Genomic DNA, 19564 nt, shown 5'->3' with positions numbered 1-19564 from the left:
AGGCTATATTGATTGTTCCATGATAGAGAAATTAAGAAATATTTTTACTACCGCTTTAGTGAATGCGTTTGGAGAAGAATTTGCTAATATTGACCCATTAGTTGTTCCAGCTAGTAATCCTAAATTCGGTGATTATCAATGCAATATTGCCCTACCTTTAGCTAAAAGTTTACAACAAAAACCAAGGGCGATCGCAGAAAATATTGTTAATCATGCCCAAACTCAAGATTTTTGCTTACCCTTAGAAATTGCAGGACCGGGTTTTATTAATATTACTATTAAGCCAGAATATATTGCAGAAAAAATAAAATTAAACCAACAAGATGAGAGATTAGGAGTTGAAAAAGTAAGTGAAAAACAAAAAGTAATTGTTGATTTTTCAAGTCCAAATATTGCTAAAGAAATGCACGTGGGGCATTTAAGATCTACTATTATTGGAGATAGTATAGCTCGTGTATTAGAATTCAGAGGGCATGATGTTTTAAGACTTAATCATGTGGGTGATTGGGGTACACAATTTGGAATGTTAATTGCCTATTTACGCCTAGAAAAACCCGAAGTTTTAACTACAGCCAATGTAGTGGATATAGGTGATTTAGTTACTCTTTATAAACAAGCAAAAATCAAATTTGATAACGATGCAGAATTTCAAGAAACTGCCCGTCAAGAAGTAGTAAAACTGCAAAATAAAGATGCAGAAAGTATCAAAGCATGGCAATTATTATGTGAACAATCCCGTAAAGAATTTGAAATTATTTATCGGCTATTGGATATTAAATTAATAGAGAGAGGGGAATCTTTTTATAATCCTTTTTTACCCGATGTTATTAAAGATTTAGAGACTGCGAATATCTTAACAGAAGATCAAGGAGCAAAATGTGTTTTTCTTGATGGTTTTGTGAATAAAGAAGGAAATCCTTTACCCCTAATTGTACAAAAATCCGACGGTGGTTATAACTATGCAACTACTGATTTAGCCGCAATAAAGTATCGTATTAAAGAAGATGAAGCAGAAAGAATAATTTATGTAACAGATGCTGGACAAGCTAATCATTTTGCTCAAGTTTTCCAAGTAGCAAAAAAAGCCAATTTTGTGCCTGACAATGTGGAATTAGTCCATGTACCTTTTGGCTTAGTTCTAGCAGAAGATGGCAAAAAAATCAAGACTCGCTCAGGTGAAACTATTAAATTAAAAGACTTATTAAAAGAAGCAGTAAATAGAGCGAAACAAGACTTAGAAAATAGATTAACAACCGAGGGAAGAAATGAAGAAGAAGATTTTATTAATGAGGTTAGTCAAATAGTAGGATTAAGTGCTGTAAAATATGCAGATTTAAGTCAAAATCGCACCACTGATTATCGTTTTAGTTATGATAAAATGTTAGCACTGCAAGGGAACACTGCACCTTACCTTTTATATGCTTATGTAAGAGTGCAAGGCATCAGCAGAAAAGGTAATATTGACTTAGATAAATTAGAATCAAATCAGGATATTCTTCTTACGGAAGAAACAGAATTAGTCTTAGCAAAACATCTTTTACAGTTAGACTATATCATCAAGGAAGTAGAGAAAGATTTATTACCTAATCGTCTTTGTTTATATCTATTTGAATTAAGTCAAAAATTCAATCAATTTTATGATCAGTGTCCTATTTTACAGGCAGAAGAAGAAGTTAAATTGTCTCGTTTAATTTTGGCAGATTTAACGGCAAAAACTATTAAATTAGGTTTATCGCTATTGGGTATTTCTGTTTTAGAAAGAATGTAATAAGAGTCAAAAATTCAAAAATAGATAAGTTTAATGTGATTATGTAAATTATTGATTTAGGTAGCAAATTTAGAAAGAGGCAACCCCCCCTGTATCTCAGGGTTTTTTCAAAGTCAGGGCAAAATTATCTTGCCCTCACCCCCAACCCCTCTCCCACAGTAGAGGGGAGCGTTTTTTTTAATAATTGATTAATTAATACTTAAAAACTCCTGTATCTGTTACTATTTGTTAGTTTCAAAAATTAACATTTTTGAGAATGAAAAAACCCTGCTGTATCTGCAGGGCTGTTTCAAAATAAAAAATTAGGTTAACTGAGATTAAGTAAGAGTAAGATATACAAGAATTTTTTTCTATTAGTTAAAACCTTATGAACAAAAATCCCCTCATCTCCCTCTCCCCCTATCTCCCGCTCTTTTTTCTTTCTCGAAAATGAAACAGCCCTGTCCCTGTATCTGCCCTTTTAAGGGAGAAAAATTGCCCATTGCCTATTGCTTATCCTAATCAATAATTTACACGACGAGAAGTAATAGAGCCAACAATATTGTCTTAGATTATTTAGAACTTTTTAAGATAGTAATTGAAAAAACAAACATAATGTAACCAACTGCATAAGAAGCAATAATATCACTCACCCAATGAACTCTTAAATAAGCACTGCTTATACCCATTAAAATTAGTGAAAAGACTGCTAAACTGTATAAAAATACTTTTAATTTAGGGTAGGACTGAGAAATAAAATAACAAATAAGAAAATATAATAGTAAATTTCCTGCCGCATGACCGCTAGGATAGCTGTTGCCAAAAGCATTTTCCACTAAACGATCTAAAGGGCGAGAAATTGCAAATAAAGGTTTAAAAATTTTGTCAATTAAAATTAAAATAAAGAGACAAGAAAAAGCCATTACTTGAGCTTCTTCCCAATATTTTTTCCAAACTAAAACACCTAAAGTAAATAAAACAAAAAATATAGCTACTTCAGCTTCTCCTAAAAAATAAGATGCTCTGGCAATATAAATAAACCAACCGGGTAAGTTTTCATGAATAGTTTGAAGTAAATATTCATCTAATTCTTTCAGCTTTCCTGTCACGACAAAGGTTGTCAATATAACAAAATACAGAATAGTTATTGAACAAATAATAATTTGATTTTTACTAATATTTTTGAGAACTTTTTTAGGCTTTATAATATACTTTTTTATCATATTTATATTTTATCTTGACCTTAAAAAAATAACACGTAAAAATGTTAATTAAGTTTAGTATCTGTATCGATTTTGTTGTATTAATCAAAAAATATGTATTTTGTTTCAAGGAGGCGATTTATGAAGTGGTGGGCTTCTCCTAATCGTAATACTCCTTATTGGTTGTTATATCAAAGTCACTCAATTAGTTATGTACTATCTAAGGTCATAATTGCTCTGCTACAAGAAAACTATTGCTTGTCGCCCACCCACATAGATCAAGTTATGCTTAACAATGAGTATAAATAACTTCTCGTGTGTTTTTAGATGTCAATAATAACAAGTTAAACCTTCAATTATAGTGGTTTTAATGCCTAAAATCACCTGAGTTCGATATAAAAAAATTGTCTGGTGAAGATTGGGAACAGAGAAACCCCTCTGTGTCTCCCTTTAAAAGGGGAGAAGGGTAATAGGGAGGGAGATTATAATTGAAATAAACTGCTGTTAAACTGATTTTAAATATATTTGTCTCAATTTAATGATTGTTTCAGAGAAAATTTCGTCGATTAAGATTAATAGTTGACTTCTTATTTTTCAAAAGTTTTTTCATCGAACTCAGGTAAAATCTATTACTTTTGTCTTTATATAATTTATTGATCTTCAACAATAGAATCTCCATTTATATCCACAGAGGAAGAAGATTGATTAGGAATTGCTAAAACGATCGCATCTATGACCTTTCCGACACAGAGAATCTCTAAACCTAAATCGCTGGGGTAAGTTTGACCTTTAGGAACGATCGCTCTTTTGAAACCTAGTTTAGCCGCTTCTTTAAGCCTTAATTCCATTTGTGAGACTAAGCGTACTTGCCCCCCTAAACCTATTTCACCAATTAAAACCGTACGGGGGTCAACGGTGCGATCGCGAAAACTAGCCACAATGGCAATAGCCATGCCTAAATCGGCGGCGGGTTCTTCGACTCCTAATCCCCCTGCGGATGCTACATAAGCATCTAATTTGGAAAGGGGAATTCCCACTCGTTTTTCTAAAACCGCTAAAATCTGTTGCAGTCGATTATAGTCAACCCCTGTGGTAGAACGACGGGGAGAAGTATAACTGGTGGGACTTACTAAGGCTTGTAACTCAACAACTATACATCTTGTCCCCTCACAGGAAACGATTGTAGCCGTACCGGGGGCTAATTCATCTCTACTGCTTAAAAACAACTCAGAAGGATTAGAAACTTCGTCTAAACCATGATCCACCATCTCAAAAATACCGATTTCATGGGTTGCCCCAAAACGATTTTTCACAGATCTTAATAAACGATGGGAAGCGTAGCGATCGCCCTCAAAATATAGTACAGTGTCGACTAAATGCTCTAACACCCTAGGACCTGCGATCGCACCTTCTTTAGTTACATGACCGACGATAAATAAGGTAATTCCCTCTCTCTTTGCAACCTGCATTAAGGCAGAAGTACATTCTCTTACTTGAGAGACAGAGCCGGGAGCAGAGTTGAGAGTGGCAAAATGAAGAGTTTGAATACTGTCAATAATCGCAACTTGAGGCTTGAGAGACTCCAATTCCCTTAAAATTTCTTCCAAATCTGTTTCTGCTAAAACATAAAGATTCGGTTCACTATAGTCTTGATTAGTCTGATTCCCTTTGTGTCCATTACCATTATGATTGTGATTAAGATCCTCCTCATCTTCTTCTATCACTCCTACCCCTAGACGAGAAGCTCTTAATTTGACCTGTTGTCCCGATTCCTCGGCTGAAACGTAAAGAATGCGAGGAAAACGGATCGCTAACTGATTAGCAGTTTGTAACAATAGGGTTGATTTGCCAATACCGGGATCTCCCCCAATTAACACCAAAGAACCCGGAACAATTCCCCCTCCTAGGACTCGATCGAGTTCCTGATAGCCAGAATTCATGCGAGGTTGTTCTTCTTCTTTTATATCAGAAAACTTGACAGAAATTCTTGGTTGTGGGGAAGTGACGTTTTTTTGGTGAGGACGAGCATTTGACTGCCAACCACCTCGGCTAAAGTTTCCGTTACTATTAAGGATGACTTCTTCCAAAGAACCGTAAGTATCGCAACTGGGACATTTTCCGAACCACTGAGAAGATTCTGCACCGCAACAGTTACAGATATAAACAGTTCTGGTTTTTGCCATATTTTCTTTGCCCTATTGCCAACAATTACCCCATAATGCTACCAAAAAAGTTCTTTCTACTATCAGGTTTTTACTAATTCTTAACTAAAATTTCATCTTCAAGAGATTTTAATTCACCAATTCACCTCAGTTCGGTTTAAGAATATCGAGTCAGGTGTCAGGTTGCAGGTGTTGGAGAGATGAGGGGATGAGGAGAGAGGGAGATAAGGTATCGGGTTTCAGGTTTCAGGTTTCAGGTTTTAGAAGAAAGTAATGAGTAACGAGTAACGAGTAACGAGTAATTATCAACTATTCACTATTCACTATTCACTATTAATTAAATTGCCCTTTTCTCCATCATTCATAGATGAAAATTTATCCCAAACTCAGGTTAGCTTATCTATATAGCGTTCCACTAACAGTATTGCAACTAGGTCATCAATGGGGCGAGGAGGAACTTTCAGGCTTTGAGGAATTAATCTTCCTAAGCCTTTTGGAGGATACATTTGCCAGTATAGCCCTCTTGCTTCTAATGTGCTGTTTTTTTCATCTACGAATTCAATAGCAGATGATAAATTTAGTTTATCTATTATTTTCTGTTTCCACTCTTGAGAGGTGGTCAAATTCCCTATGATTAACTTATTGGGTTGATACTTAGACCACAATTGTTGAATGGATGCGATCGCATCTTCACTTTTTATCACTTCATGCCATAAAATTTGCTTATCTATTGTCACGATAGCCAAACCACATTTATCCCTACCCGGATCAAAACCTAAAAATATCATAAATGACAAACTCCGCAAAAATATAATAAACTTTTTACAAACTAGAGATAAAAATAGTATTACCCTCAAAAAGCTAAAATATAAATAAAAAAGTAAACATCTGGAAAAAGGTAAAAAATCTGAATGTTAGAGCAAATTTTACATCCTTCTATCGATTTCGGTATTGATACTGCTTTTATTTTAGTGATTTTGGTTGCGTTGGAAGCTGTATTATCTGCGGATAATGCCATAGCTTTAGCCTCTATTGCTCAAGGCTTAAAAGACTCTAAACAACAACGATACGCCTTAAATGTTGGGTTACTAATGGCTTATGTTTTAAGAATAACCTTGATTATTACCGCCGCTTGGATTGTTAAATTTTGGCAGTTTGAATTATTAGGAGGATTATACTTACTCTGGCTAACTTTTCGTTATTTCGTCAATTCAAATCAAGAAAATGGTGAAGACGATGAAAACTCAAAACTGAATTTCAAAAACCTGTGGCAGGCAATACCGATTATTGCTTTTACTGATTTGGCTTTTTCCTTAGATAGTGTCACCACTGCCATTGCTGTTGCTGATGAAATCTGGTTAATTATCGCAGGAGGTACTATTGGAGTTATTGCCCTACGTTTCTTAGCTGGTTTGTTTATCCATTGGATTCAAATATTTACCCATTTAGAAGACGCAGGATTTATTACTGTTGGTTTAGTAGGCCTCCGTCTTATTCTTAAAGTGGCTTATCCTTCTTTAGTCCCTCCAGAATGGCTTATGATTGGTATTATTATTGGAATGTTTACTTGGGGATTCTCGGAAAAGAACGATTTAGAAGTTAAAGATTCTCCTGAATCCTAAAAAAAAAAAAATACTTGTAACTTTTTTCGCAACAGCAAAAAAAAGGAGAAAGGAGCGGAGGAGAGGGGGAAACAAGTAATGAGTAATGGTGCGATTCGTTCGCTAGAAACTAGATTTATAATCTAGGGGATTAGCGGCAATGTATCAATTTATTTAGTACATTGACAACTTAATCATCATGTAGGTGTAAATCCTACCCTCTTGATACTTGGAGTGAAAGCGTCTCCTGTTGCTGGAAAATTGGTAACTTTCTGGTGATGAGCGAGGAGAGAAGGCGGTATCTGATAGCCCCCATTGGAAACCCGCCAAGCAAGAACTTATGGATAGCGAAAGTCAAGATGTATCTGAACCATCGTTAATTACAAATAGCTAAAGGGGCTGTTAAGCTATGAACAAAATGTTAATGGAACTAGGGTAAATAATGTCATTACGTTATTTACAAGTATCCCATATAGTTCTCGGTGGATAGCATCATCCTAACAGTTCAATCAATGATGATTAGGAACGAAGTAACCCTCAACGGTTCTGTGAAAACAGTAGGAAACCATCCATAAACCATTGAAGGGAGAGGATGTCTCTAAAAGCAAATGCTTTTTGGGTAACTCCAAAGATAGGCAGACAAGAGACGGATAACAAAGATGTTTGGGGATAAGTAATGGTGTTATGCTTTGGATACCCTTTTTGAGGTAAAAGATATAGCTGTGAAAACTCATCAAACAAGGAAATAGACTAATTTCTGCTCATGTCAAGAGCTTTGTTATTCAGGAGCTGTATGCGGTGAAAGTCGCACGTACAGTTTTGAAGCAGAGTGCGAGAAGGTGACTTCTCGTTCGACTGTAACAGTAATGAAAGTTAGGCGTTTTTTATTCTTAATTCTTAATTCTTAATTCTTAATTCAATAAGGGGATTGATGTCCATTTCTTTCCGTAATATTGCCTTAGTGGCGATAACTGTTTTACTAATTCTTCTGCTGTGGCAGTTAAGAAGTTTACTGGTTATATTAATGATTTCCGTTGTTTTGGCGGCTACCCTTGCTCCTATTGTCGATTGCGGGGAAAAAATGCGTATTCCTCGCTGGTTAGGAGTTATTTTGGCTTATTTATCTATTATCTTAATTATTACAGGGGGAGGATTAGTAATTGGGCCTACTGTCATAGCTCAAATAGAGCGGTTATTACAAAAACTTCCCGGATATTTGGACATTATTACAAATTTAACTCAGTCGTTAATTATTCGTTTTGGTATTACTGAGCCTCAAGCCTTAAATTTAATTGATCAGTGGCTTGATTTACAGGCTTTAGCATCTTGGGCAGTGCGATCGAGTCAGAAGGTCATTTTAAGTTCTTTAGGGCTTACGAGAGGCATTGTCGGAGCTATTTTTAATATCTTATTATCAATTATTCTTTCTGGTTATTTATTAGCTGGTTCAAAAAAACTAATTAAAGACTTTGTCAGTATTTTCCCTTCTCCTTGGGATGCGAAATTAGAAGCCCAATTCCCACCTATGAGCGATCGCATGGGAAAATATATTCAGGGTAGAATTTTAGTTTCTCTTATCCTTGGTGTTGCCATTACTATTGGCTTAAAATTCATCGGAATCAGTGAATTTGCCCTTGGTTTAGGGGTTATTGCTGGTTTTACTAACCTTATTCCTTTTTTTGGTCCTGTTATTGGCTCTATCCCTGCCTTAATAGTTGCGATCGCCCAAGGGGGGTTAACTTTTTGGTGGGTTCTACTCTTATTTGTTATTATTCAAAATGTAGAGACTTATGTACTAGATCCTTTATTAGTAGGTTCAAGTGTGGAAATTGAGCCTTTATACCAACTCTTAGCAGTGTTGGGTGGGGTGCAAGTTTTGGGTATTATTGGAGCATTAATAGTTCCTCCTTGGGTAGCAGGGGCAGGGGTGGTATTAGAAAATCTTTATCTCAAACCAAAACTGACGAAAGAAAATGCCAGTAGTTAGTCTCTGATTGTTTAATCTCCTGATACTCAATACTATAAACAAATTGTCGAAAATCAAGTTATCTTTAATGTTATAAGCCTCCATCGAAGCTAAACCCACTGACTTTTATACACCCATGATTATTAGTTATTGTCTAAATCCTAATTGCTCCCAGCCGAAAAATCATCCTAAACTAAAACAATGTTATACCTGCGGTGCAAATCTGATTTTAAACAATCGTTATCGTGCCATTAAAGTTTTAGGAAAAGGAGGATTCGGTGCGACTTTTATTGGAGTAGATTTAACTGTAACTGAAAATCCTTTGTGTGTTATAAAACAATTACGCCCCAATGCAGATGACCCCCAAGCGGTTAAAACGGCAATTAATTTGTTTGAAAGAGAGGCGAAAATTTTAGGTCAGATTAATCATCATCAAATACCAAAATTATTAGACTATTTTGAAGATCAAGGACAATTTTATCTAATTCAAGAATTAGTTAATGGTCAAAATTTACAACGAGAAATAAAATATGAAGGAGTTTATGGAGAGTTAGCTTTACGAAGATTTCTCCTAGAAATTACCCCTGTTTTAAAATATATCCATTCCCAAAAAATCATTCATCGTGATATTAAACCTGCAAACATCTTACGTCGCAAAAAAGATGGGAAACTAATCTTAATTGATTTTGGTGCGGTGAAAGATGAAGTTAATACCAAATTGGCGAAAACCTTTGGACAAACGGCATTAACTAAATTATCTGTGGGTACAATGGGTTACGCCCCCCCCGAACAACTAGCCATGCGTCCAATATACTCTAGTGATATATATGCTTTGGGAGCAACGTGCCTTTATTTGTTAACAGGGAAATCACCGAAAAATTTTCCCATCGACTCGGATAACGGTGAATTATTATGGCAACAGGAAGTTTCTCTGAGTGACAAAATGGTTAAGATTTTAGAAAAAATGTTGGCTATTAATGCTAGAGATCGTTACAAAAGTGTGGACGATGTGATTATTGCCCTTGACGTAGAATCCCTTGAAGGTAATATGTTAAGTATTCCTACTCCTGTATCTAGCGTTGGAGCAAATATTTCTTCTTTGTCTGAAACGGAAATTACCGTTGGTGATATTAGTAAAACCATGTCTCCTGCCCAACAATTAAGACAGGCAATCCAAAAACGAAAAACAAAAAGCGATCGCCCCAAGAAAATGTTATTAAAATGGAATGAGGAAAGATTTTTTAATGCTCACAACAACGGCAAAAAAGACTTTAGTGACCAAGAGTTGCAAAACCTCAATCTACAAGGAAGCAAATTAATTAAATGTATTTTTCGCTATTCTCAATTACAAGGGGTTAATTTTAAAGAGAGTAGTTTATCTCAAGCCAATTTTTACTCTGCCGATTTGACGAATGCTAATTTTATTAATGCCAATTTGTTTCAGGCTTATTTTTCCAAAAGCAACCTTGAAAACGTTGACTTTACAGGGGCAAATTTAGGCAGTGCCGACTTCACTAATGCCAATGTGACTAACGCTAATTTTTCGGGGGCAAACTTAAAAAATGCCAAAATTAATCAGCAACAATTAAAATCTGCAAAGGTAAATCGAAATACAACGTTTCCTGATGGTAGTCGTCTTTGGTGGAAGATTTTTTAAGTGAACGAATTTTCTCAAACTCTTAACTTCACTTGAGTTCAATGTGAAGTTGTCTGCTGGTGGTAGGGGATTTGGGGAAACCCTCTTATTTTATTAGGCGATCGCCTTTATTTTTCTTTTAAAATTTGAAAATGAAACAGCCCCGCTCCTATTTAGGGGGGATAAAGGGGGGTTTACCCCTTGCCTTTTGCCTTTATTAACTATGAATTCTCGGTTCAGGATGAAGGTTACTTAAAGTATCACTTTCTAGTTGTGCCAATTCAGATAGGCGTAAATCAACAATGGTGCGATCGAAGTATTGAGTAGCCAATACCCAGTAAATGCCATAATGTCTAGCTTCAGAAGCCATTAACCCTCGGTAAAACTTTGCTAACTCTAAATCAGGGCAATGTTGGGCAAGTAATCCTAATCTTTCATGCGATCGCGCTTCAATTAAAGCAGAGACAAGCAGAGAATCTAAAAGTCTGTGAGGTTCTTGTTTTTTAATAGCCTGTTTCAAAGTAGCACCATAAGGAGAAGGTTTTAAGGGAGCAAGAGGAATATTTTTTCTCTTTAACCATTGATTTACCTGCTCAAAATGTTCTAACTCCTCCTGTGCGATCGCTGTTAACTGATAAACTAAATCCTCATGGGCAGGATAGCGAAATAAAAAATTCACCGCCACCCCCGCCGCTTTGCGTTCACAATGAGAATGATCAAGTAAAATGAGATCAAGGTTATCCAAAGCCTGTTCTAACCATGCAGACTGAGTGGGTTGACAAAGTAAGTTAATTTTAGTGAAACTAAACACGAATTTGTAAGCAATCAAAAAATAACCAGCCTACCCATAATAAAATAAATTTAGTTAGACTAGGATAAAAACTTATATATTTCTATTAGTAAACATAAATATCTTAAATAAATAGAATGAGTAATAAAAGATTGGTTATCGGAGATGTTCATGGTCACTACGAAGCATTATGTTCCTTGTTTAATCACATTGCTCCCCTAAGCGAGGATCAAGTTTATTTTTTAGGAGATTTAATTGATCGTGGTCCTGAAAGTTCTCAGGTGGTAGAATTTGTCATGAAAAATGACTACCATTGCATCCTTGGTAATCACGAAATTATGTTACTCGATGCGTTAGGAAACGGAAAACTTAATCATCAAGCCTTCCAATCGTGGTTACAAAATGGAGGCAACGCCACTGTAATGAGTTATGGTCATAAAATGCCTTCGGCTGAACATATAGACTGGATGAAAAGTCTTCCCTTCTTCTTTGACTTAGGAGATTATTGGTTAGTTCATGCTGGAGTTGACCCCCGTTTAAATATTACTCAACAATCCCCAGATCAATTTTGTTGGATTCGCTCAGAATTTCACAGTAGTGAAAAGCCCTATTTTCAAGATAAAACAATCATCATTGGTCACACCATAACCTTTACCTTTAACGGACTAAAACCGGGTCAAATTGCCAAAGGAGAAGGATGGCTCGGCATAGATACAGGAGTTTATCATCATGAGCAAGGATGGCTAAGTGCCTTAGATTTAAACACGAATACTGTTTATCAGGTAGATAGTTTTGGCAAAAATTTCCGTTCTCTTCCTCTGTCTGAAGTAACCCATAACGTTAACACTCGTAAATTGTTCGCCCGTCGTCAAAAGGTGTTGTTTTAAGTTTTCAGAAGTTGAAGGGATGATTTCAGAGAATTGCCTCCGACTCTGACACTCCCTTCTGCGGTTCCAATCATTTTTTCTGAGCAAAATAAGCCGTTAAAACTTTCTGTACAATGGGACCTGCGGTTGAACCGCCTCCACCTCCTGAATGCTCAACAAAGGCAACCACAACTATTTCAGGGTTCTCATAGGGAGCAAATGCTCCAAACCAAGCATGAGATTTTCCCGGTGGTGCTTCGGCTGTACCACTTTTTCCTGCTACTGCCACTCCATCTACTGCCGCTTTACCCCCTGTACCGTTCGTAACGACGGCTCTTAAACCTTCTCTAAGGGTTTTTAAGGTTTCAGGCTTTAAGTCTAGGGATTTACGTTTTTCAAGGTAGGAAGGATCTTGACGCAGGTGAGGTACTACAAGATTACCCCCATTGGCAGGAACAGCAAACATAACTGCTACTTGTAAGGGTGTTGCGAGGGTAAAACCTTGTCCGATAGACATATTAACTGTATCGCCTACAGTCCATTCCCAATTAAATCTTTCCTTTTTCCACTGACTGTCAGCAATTAAACCGGGGGTATCTTCTTCTAATTCAATACCTGTCTTACTGCCAAAGCCATATTTTCTTGCCCACTCAATTAGGGTTTCTCCTCCCACTCCATTGCCAATTTGTCCAAAAAAAGTATTACTACTCCAAGCCATTGCCCTAACGAAACCCATGGGGCCAAATCCTGATCGATTCCATTCTCCAAAGGCTGTGCCACCAACTCTTAAATAAGCATAGGTAGGAAGAATTGTACTGGGTTTATATTTGCCTGATTCTAATCCCGCAGTGGCAGTTACGATTTTAAAGGTAGAAGCGGGAGGAAATCCTCGTAAACTACGATTAATAAAAGGATTACCTTTTCCTTGTACTTCTTTCCATAACTGAGTGGTGATTTTTCCAGAGAAAATATTGGGATCAAAACCGGGATAGCTAACCATTGCTAAAACACTACCATCACGGGGATCAAGGGCAACAACTGCTCCTTTGCGATCGCCTAATGCTTGTTCTGCGGCTTTTTGTAAATCTAAATCAAGAGTTAAAGTGACATCATTTCCTGCTTTTGCTTCTTTCAGCCCTAATTTTCCTAAAACTTTTCCTGCACCATCTCTTTCTAAAAGTATTCCTCCCCATTCTCCCCTCAAATCGGACTCAAAAGCAGACTCAGCTCCCATTTTACCGATGACATCCCCTAAACGATAACCTTGCTCTTTTCTTTGGGCGAGTTCTTCTGCGTTAATTTCTCTGGTATATCCTAATACATGAGAACCATTTTTCCCATGGGGATAATATCTGATAGTATCGGTATCGACTTCTACTTCTGAGAGTAAATTACGATTTTCTTCAATAGCCGTAATTTGTTGAGGGGTGAGATTACGGGCAATACGAACTAAGGTAGGAGAGTCGTAGTTTTCTTGTTCGAGGGTTTTTTGCAACTCTGTTTCAGGGATATTAAGAATTTGTGCTAATACAGAGCGAATTTCCGCCCAATTTTCTTGTTTTCGTACAATAGGCCATAAATAAGCTGAGTGGGATAAACGGGTAGCCCCTAATATTCTGCCTTTACGGTCATATAAATTACCTCTGACGGGGGGTTTAGGGAGAATTTTAGTACGATTGTTTTCTGCTTTTTCCTGATATGTATTCCCTTCTACTAATTGTATATATGCTAATCGAGATGCGATCGCACCAAAAAAGAAAAGACTAATAAGCAACATGATAAATATAGGTTGGTCTTTTTGTCCCACATTCAACCAAATTTTTTGCCGTTGATTACGAGTATCAGAAAAAGTAACTTGACGACTTTTTAAGGAAGATTTCTTAGACTTTTTAATAATTGAGGTTAGTTGCATATTATTTGAGATGGGGATGTTTATAAATCACAGGGTTAAGTCCAATAATTGCCTACGGCAAACCCTCTTTAAAGAGGATAATTTATGACAATCATTTATTATATTAGAGGGCGTTGGAAAGAAATTAATCAGTATCAGTTATTTGCAATTAAACATTCTGGCTCTATCACTTCTCGTCGTGTAAATTATTAGTGTTTGGTAGGCAAGAGGCAAGAGGCAATAGGGGATTATTAAATAATAATTTATAAACTTTTAGTTTTGTTTTACTATAAACACTATTCAATAAAGGTTATAGAAGTTATTTTCTGTTAATTTATCATAACCACACTCTGAAGAACCAACATTCTTATATAGCCGTTTATTCTTCATCTTCCCATAAGCAAGAATTTTGTCGGATACTTCGATAATCTCCATTACCGATAATAAGATGATCTAAAATGGGAATGCCAATTATTTTTGCTGATTCCAATAATCGCTTCGTTAAGTTCAAATCTTCGATGGAAGGCTCTAAATTTCCCGAAGGATGATTATGAGCAATAATTATATTTGTAGCAGACTGCCTAATCGCTTCTCGAAACAGCTCACGAGGATGAATTAAAGTTTCTGTTGCAATACCAATTGTAATAACCTGAGTACTGATTAAACTGTTTTTTGTGTCTAATAATAGCACGGCAAAACGCTCTTGAGATTGCCACATTAGTTCGTGACTGAAAGCCGCCGCCGCCGCATTTGGACTGTCAATAATCGCCCTTGCACAGGGGCGAAATTGAAATGCTCTTTTTCCTAATTCTACACCAGCAAGAATGGTTGTGGCTTTAGCAGGACCTATACCCTGAATCTCCATTAATTCTGTGGGAGAAATAGTACGTAACACATCCAAAGGATCTTGTTTATTTTGACCCAGTTGATTCAAAATATATTGAGCTAATCCTACCGCCGATAGTTTGCCTTTTCCTTGCCCTGTACCTAATAAAATGGCAATTAACTCCGCCGAGCTTAAATTCCTTGCTCCTAATTCTAATAATCTTTCTCTAGGGCGTTCACTTAAAGGTAAATCTGCGATCCTCAGATTATAAACCATGTCATTGTTACAAAATGAAATCTTAATCTTTATTGTAACCTCGTTTGTCGATTTAAGATCTGGTTTCAGAGTTTTTAATTATTCACTATTCACCTTTGCCCTCCCCCCTCGAGAGGGGGGATAAAGGGGGGTTTGCCCTTTAATGACTTGTTAATTGCCACTGAATGCTTCCAAAGCTGACTTAAGTGCGATCGCAGTGTGAGTCCAATGAGTTCCTCCCTGACAAAAAACAATGTAAGGTTCACGTAAAGGACCGTCGGCAGAAAATTCAGAAGTACTACCGTCAATAAAAGTACCTCCTGCCATAACTAAATTTGTATCATATCCGGGCATGGGTGCAGGTACAGGGTCTAAATATGAACCGATGGGGGAATTTTTTTGAATGGCACGGCAAAAAGCTACTAATTTATCAGGGCTACCTAGTTTAACTGCTTGAATAATATCTCGACGGGGAGTAAAAGGTAAAGGGTTTACTTCATAGCCCAATTCAGAAAAAACATAAGCAATTAGGTGACTACTTTTCATTGCTTCGGCTACCATCTGAGGTGCAAGAAAAAACCCCTGAAATAAAAGGCGATTTTGCTCAAATGTTGCCCCTCCACTGCTACCAATACCGGGGGCTGTTAAACGACAACAGGCTTTTTCTACTAAGTCTTCTCTTCCTGCGACATATCCTCCTGCGGTAACGATTGTACCACCCGGATTTTTAATTAATGACCCTGCCATCAAATCGACTCCCACGGCGGTGGGTTCACTTTTTTCGATAAATTCTCCATAGCAATTATCCACAAAGCAGACAGTATCGGGATTTTGTTTTTTTACTAACTGTACAACTCGGGCAATATCGGCAACAGAAAGACTTTGTCGCCAAGAATAACCACAAGAGCGTTGAATTAATACTAATTTGGTTTCTGGTTTGACGGCGGTGGCTAAACCCTCCCAATCAATGCCTCCTTCATCTGTTAGGGCTAATTCTCGATATTTTACTCCCCATTCTTGTAATGTACCTTGTCCCTCGCCCCGTACTCCAATTACTTCCTCTAGGGTATCGTAAGGATGTCCTGCGACTGCTAACATTTCGTCATTAGGACGTAATACCCCGTAGAGACAGGATGCGATCGCATGAGTTCCCGAAACAAATTGTATTCTCACGGCGGCTTTTTCAGCCTCAAAAACTTGAGCGAAAATTTGGTCTAATACGTCTCTACCTAAATCATCGTGACCATAACCGCTTACACTAGAAAAATGATGCACTCCCACTCGATGATCTCGAAATGCTGTTAAGATTTTGTTTAAATGATGTTTTACCTGTTGATCAATTTCTGCAAAGGTAGGTAATAGTTTTTCTTGGGCTGAATCAATTAATAAATCAATATTCATACTGGATGTAAATGTCGTTTAATATTTGTCGTTGAATTCACGAATGGAAGCGTACTGCACCGATTGCATCTTATAATGAAGATAACTAAATATCTATAATTTATCAATTTAAGGGATAGGGATTCATCGTGTTTACAGCTACCACTTTACCTAACTCAAACTTGCCTCAAGATTTATTTGGTGCGATCGCATCTTTGAAAAAAGAATTAAATGCCGTTATCCTCGCTCACTATTACCAAGAAGGAGATATTCAAGATATAGCGGACTATATAGGAGACTCTTTGGGATTATCTCAACAAGCCGCTTCAACTTCTGCGGATGTTATTTTATTCGCAGGAGTCCACTTCATGGCAGAGACGGCAAAAATCCTCAACCCCGATAAATTAGTACTTTTACCAGACTTAGAAGCAGGTTGTTCCCTAGCTGACAGTTGCCCCCCCGATAAATTTGCTCAATTCAAGGCACAACATCCAGACCATATCGTTATATCTTATATAAACTGTACCGCCGAAATTAAAGCATTAAGTGATATTATCTGCACCAGTTCCAATGCCGTTAAAATTGTACAACAAATCCCCCCAGAACAACCAATAATCTTTGCACCCGATCGTAATTTAGGTCGTTATGTAATGGAACAAACAGGGAGAGAAATGGTATTGTGGGATGGTAGTTGTATTGTTCATGAAACATTTTCTGAGAAAAAAATTGTTCAACTAAAAATAGAACATCCCCAAGCTCAAATCCTTGCTCACCCTGAATGCGAGACTCCTGTTTTACGCCATGCAGATTATATCGGCTCCACAACGGCATTATTAAAATATGCCATGCAAAGTAATTCTTCCGAATTTATTATAGCCACTGAACCCGGAATTATTCATCAAATGCAAAAAGATGCCCCCCATAAATCTTTTATTCCTGCCCCCCCAGAAAATAATTGTAATTGCAACGAATGCCCTTACATGAGATTAAATACCTTAGAAAAAGTTTATTTAGCTCTAAAAAATCGTACTCCTAATATTGAAATTCCCCCTAGCATTCAGCAAAAAGCCTTACAACCTATTCAGAGAATGTTGGAAATGTCTTGAAGACTCTCACCATTAAATCAATAGATTGTAATGGGAGATTCTGAACTGCAATTACTTGCAATTCCCTCCTCTCTCACGAGGGTTGCTAGGCTGACTGGTACTTACCTTACTGGGTCATACATCCATCTAGGAAACCTAGACACCATGCCAATTCATGGTTAGCCTTGACTTTCGGAGGGACTCCCCGTAGGTGGACGTTAACTCCACATCATCAATTATAGCATAACGTTGTTTGCCGTCACCTACGGTAACTCTACTCAAACTTGTTATTTAATGGGAGTCTTACGTTAATAAGATAAAAAAGGATGTTATTGGAATTATTAATTAACAATTAAGAAAAGGGCAAGGGGCAAATGCAATTAATAAAAGAATATACTCCTTGTCATTCTTTACAAAACTTAATAGAATAGGAATCATACCACTAAGTATAAATTCTTATTATCATGTTTAGTGCAGAATTTCCTTGGCTAACAGCCGTCATTGCCTTACCCCTTATCGGTGCTTTTGCAATTCCCCTCATTCCCGATAAGTACGGAAAAAATATTAGAAATTATAGTTTGACTATTGCTTTAATAAATTTTTGCTTAATCGTTTACGGTTTTTGGCAAAATTATTCTATCTACGACACAAATTTTCAACTACAAGAATCTTATAGTTGGTTTCCGCAAATTGGTTTAACTTGGAGTTTAGGGGTTGATGGTTTATCCATGCCCCTAATTGTTTTATCTGGCTTAATCTCTACCCTTGCCATTCTCGCTTCTTGGCAAGTAGAAAAAAAATCGAAATTATATTTCTTCTTATTGTTAGTTTTATATAGCGCTCAAATTGGTGTTTTTGCCGCTCAAGATTTATTATTATTCTTTATTATGTGGGAATTAGAGTTAGTTCCCGTTTATATTTTAATTTCTATCTGGGGTGGGAAAAAACGTCTTTACGCCGCCACTAAATTTATTCTCTACACTGCTTTAGCTTCTATTTTTATCCTTGTGGCAGGTTTAGCAATGGCATTTTATGGGGATAATTTCACCCTCAACATGGCTGAATTAGGCATGAAAAATTATCCCATTGCTTTAGAAGTATTAGCTTATGTGGGATTTTTAATCGCTTTTGGTGTGAAGTTACCTATTTTCCCTTTTCACACTTGGCTACCAGATGCCCACAGCGAAGCATCCGCTCCAGTTTCCATGATTTTGGCGGGGGTATTGTTAAAAATGGGTGGTTATGGTTTAATTCGTTTCAATTTGGAAATGTTACCAGATGCCCATATTAAATTTGCTCCTTTATTAGTAATTTTAGGGGTAATTAACATCGTTTATGGGGCTTTTACTGCTTTTGCTCAAACTAATTTAAAACGTCGTCTTGCTTCTTCTTCCATCTCTCACATGGGTTTTGTCTTAGTAGGTATTGCCGCTTTTACCGATTTAGGCATGAATGGGGCAATGTTGCAAATGTTATCTCATGGTTTGATTGCGGCGGCGTTATTTTTCCTCTCTGGGGTAACTTATGAGCGTACTCATACTTTAATGATGGATGAAATGGGCGGTATGGCAAAATCCATGCCAAAAACTTTTGCTTTATTTACTGCCGCCTCTATGGCTTCTTTGGCTTTACCCGGAATGAGTGGCTTTGTTAGTGAGTTAAGTGTATTTTTAGGTTTTGCCCAAAGTGATGCTTATAGCTCAGTATTTAAGGTTGTGGTAACGGTATTAGCGGGGGTTGGTTTAATTTTAACTCCTATCTATTTACTGTCTATGTTAAGGGTTGTTTTTTACGGCGAAAATGTTACCAGTTTAAAGTTAGATGGTTTTCAACTTGATGCTAAACCCCGTGAAGTTTTTATTACCGTTTGTTTAATTATACCTATAATTGCGATCGGACTTTATCCTAAATTGGCAACGGAAAGTTATGATTTAAAAACTGTGCAAGTAGCCAGTAAAACAAGGGCTTCTTTAGAGGTAATTGTCAATCATTCTGTTGAGAATATTCCTGCTAATTTTACAATTGCAGAGATTAATAATTAACCTCACTTCCGCTTAAAAATATCAGAAAGGGCAGGTGTCAGGGTATTGGTGATGGTGGAAAAGAGTGAGAAGGCGAAGTAAGGGCTTAGGGTTGTAGGGGTTGAATATATTCAAC

The 19564-nt window shown here is 36.9% G+C and carries 14 protein-coding genes; 7 read left to right on the top strand and 7 right to left on the bottom strand.

Annotated elements, in window-relative coordinates; translation table 11 throughout:
• The first annotated feature begins 19 nt into the window (after window positions 1–19).
• Window positions 20–1768, top strand: a complete 1749-nt coding sequence (gene argS / locus CYAN10605_RS07785; RefSeq protein WP_015219391.1) for an arginine--tRNA ligase — start codon at window positions 20–22, stop codon at window positions 1766–1768.
• A 551-nt stretch (window positions 1769–2319) separates the two neighbouring features.
• On the opposite strand, the gene CYAN10605_RS07780 is transcribed toward argS, so the two are convergent.
• From CYAN10605_RS07780 to CYAN10605_RS07770, 3 genes are all read right to left on the bottom strand, one after another.
• A complete protein-coding gene (locus tag CYAN10605_RS07780) occupies window positions 2320–2871 on the bottom strand; it encodes a phosphatase PAP2 family protein (protein ID WP_241212807.1) in 552 nt (183 codons plus the stop codon).
• Between the two features lie 728 nt (window positions 2872–3599).
• Window positions 3600–5132, bottom strand: coding sequence for a DNA repair protein RadA (gene radA, locus CYAN10605_RS07775; protein WP_015219389.1), 1533 nt, complete (start codon window positions 5130–5132; stop codon window positions 3600–3602).
• 365 nt (window positions 5133–5497) lie between these two features.
• On the bottom strand, window positions 5498–5899 hold the full coding sequence (locus CYAN10605_RS07770; protein WP_015219388.1) for a pre-16S rRNA-processing nuclease YqgF: 402 nt from the start codon (window positions 5897–5899) through the stop codon (window positions 5498–5500).
• 123 nt (window positions 5900–6022) lie between these two features.
• Here CYAN10605_RS07770 and CYAN10605_RS07765 point away from each other — a divergent pair, with 123 nt between their 5' ends.
• The 3 genes from CYAN10605_RS07765 (at window position 6023) to CYAN10605_RS07755 (ending at window position 10335) form a co-directional block, all read left to right on the top strand.
• Entirely contained in the window at window positions 6023–6733 is a 711-nt protein-coding gene (locus tag CYAN10605_RS07765) for a TerC family protein (RefSeq protein WP_015219387.1), read from the top strand.
• A gap of 910 nt (window positions 6734–7643) precedes the next feature.
• The gene (locus CYAN10605_RS07760) at window positions 7644–8699 is read left to right on the top strand and encodes an AI-2E family transporter (RefSeq protein ID WP_015219386.1); all 1056 of its coding nucleotides are present in this window, start codon (window positions 7644–7646) and stop codon (window positions 8697–8699) included.
• A gap of 115 nt (window positions 8700–8814) precedes the next feature.
• Window positions 8815–10335 (top strand): serine/threonine-protein kinase, encoded by a 1521-nt coding sequence (locus tag CYAN10605_RS07755; RefSeq protein ID WP_015219385.1) that lies wholly within the window; start codon window positions 8815–8817, stop codon window positions 10333–10335.
• Between the two features lie 196 nt (window positions 10336–10531).
• Here the strand turns inward: CYAN10605_RS07755 and CYAN10605_RS07750 are convergent, their stop codons facing one another.
• Window positions 10532–11125: a MiaE family protein gene (locus tag CYAN10605_RS07750; RefSeq protein ID WP_015219384.1), complete on the bottom strand. Its 594-nt coding sequence runs from the start codon at window positions 11123–11125 to the stop codon at window positions 10532–10534.
• A 116-nt stretch (window positions 11126–11241) separates the two neighbouring features.
• Here CYAN10605_RS07750 and CYAN10605_RS07745 point away from each other — a divergent pair, with 116 nt between their 5' ends.
• Complete coding sequence (locus CYAN10605_RS07745) at window positions 11242–11991, top strand: metallophosphoesterase family protein (RefSeq protein WP_015219383.1); 750 nt, start codon at window positions 11242–11244, stop codon at window positions 11989–11991.
• A gap of 70 nt (window positions 11992–12061) precedes the next feature.
• Here CYAN10605_RS07745 and mrdA read toward each other — a convergent pair whose 3' ends face one another.
• From mrdA to CYAN10605_RS07730, 3 genes are all read right to left on the bottom strand, one after another.
• Window positions 12062–13882, bottom strand: coding sequence for a penicillin-binding protein 2 (gene mrdA, locus CYAN10605_RS07740; RefSeq protein ID WP_015219382.1), 1821 nt, complete (start codon window positions 13880–13882; stop codon window positions 12062–12064).
• A 358-nt stretch (window positions 13883–14240) separates the two neighbouring features.
• Window positions 14241–14963: a RadC family protein gene (radC, locus tag CYAN10605_RS07735; RefSeq protein WP_015219381.1), complete on the bottom strand. Its 723-nt coding sequence runs from the start codon at window positions 14961–14963 to the stop codon at window positions 14241–14243.
• 150 nt (window positions 14964–15113) lie between these two features.
• A complete protein-coding gene (locus tag CYAN10605_RS07730) occupies window positions 15114–16343 on the bottom strand; it encodes a methionine gamma-lyase family protein (RefSeq protein WP_015219380.1) in 1230 nt (409 codons plus the stop codon).
• A 128-nt stretch (window positions 16344–16471) separates the two neighbouring features.
• Here CYAN10605_RS07730 and nadA point away from each other — a divergent pair, with 128 nt between their 5' ends.
• The gene (gene nadA / locus CYAN10605_RS07725; protein WP_015219379.1) at window positions 16472–17428 is read left to right on the top strand and encodes a quinolinate synthase NadA; all 957 of its coding nucleotides are present in this window, start codon (window positions 16472–16474) and stop codon (window positions 17426–17428) included.
• Between the two features lie 443 nt (window positions 17429–17871).
• A complete protein-coding gene (locus CYAN10605_RS07720) occupies window positions 17872–19449 on the top strand; it encodes an NAD(P)H-quinone oxidoreductase subunit 4 (RefSeq protein ID WP_015219378.1) in 1578 nt (525 codons plus the stop codon).
• The last annotated feature ends 115 nt before the right edge of the window (window positions 19450–19564 follow it).

This window comes from Cyanobacterium aponinum PCC 10605 (genome assembly GCF_000317675.1).
GTDB lineage: Bacteria > Cyanobacteriota > Cyanobacteriia > Cyanobacteriales > Cyanobacteriaceae > PCC-10605.
The sequence above is the reverse complement of the archived record's forward strand: the minus strand, read 5'-3'. Positions and strand labels throughout refer to the sequence as shown.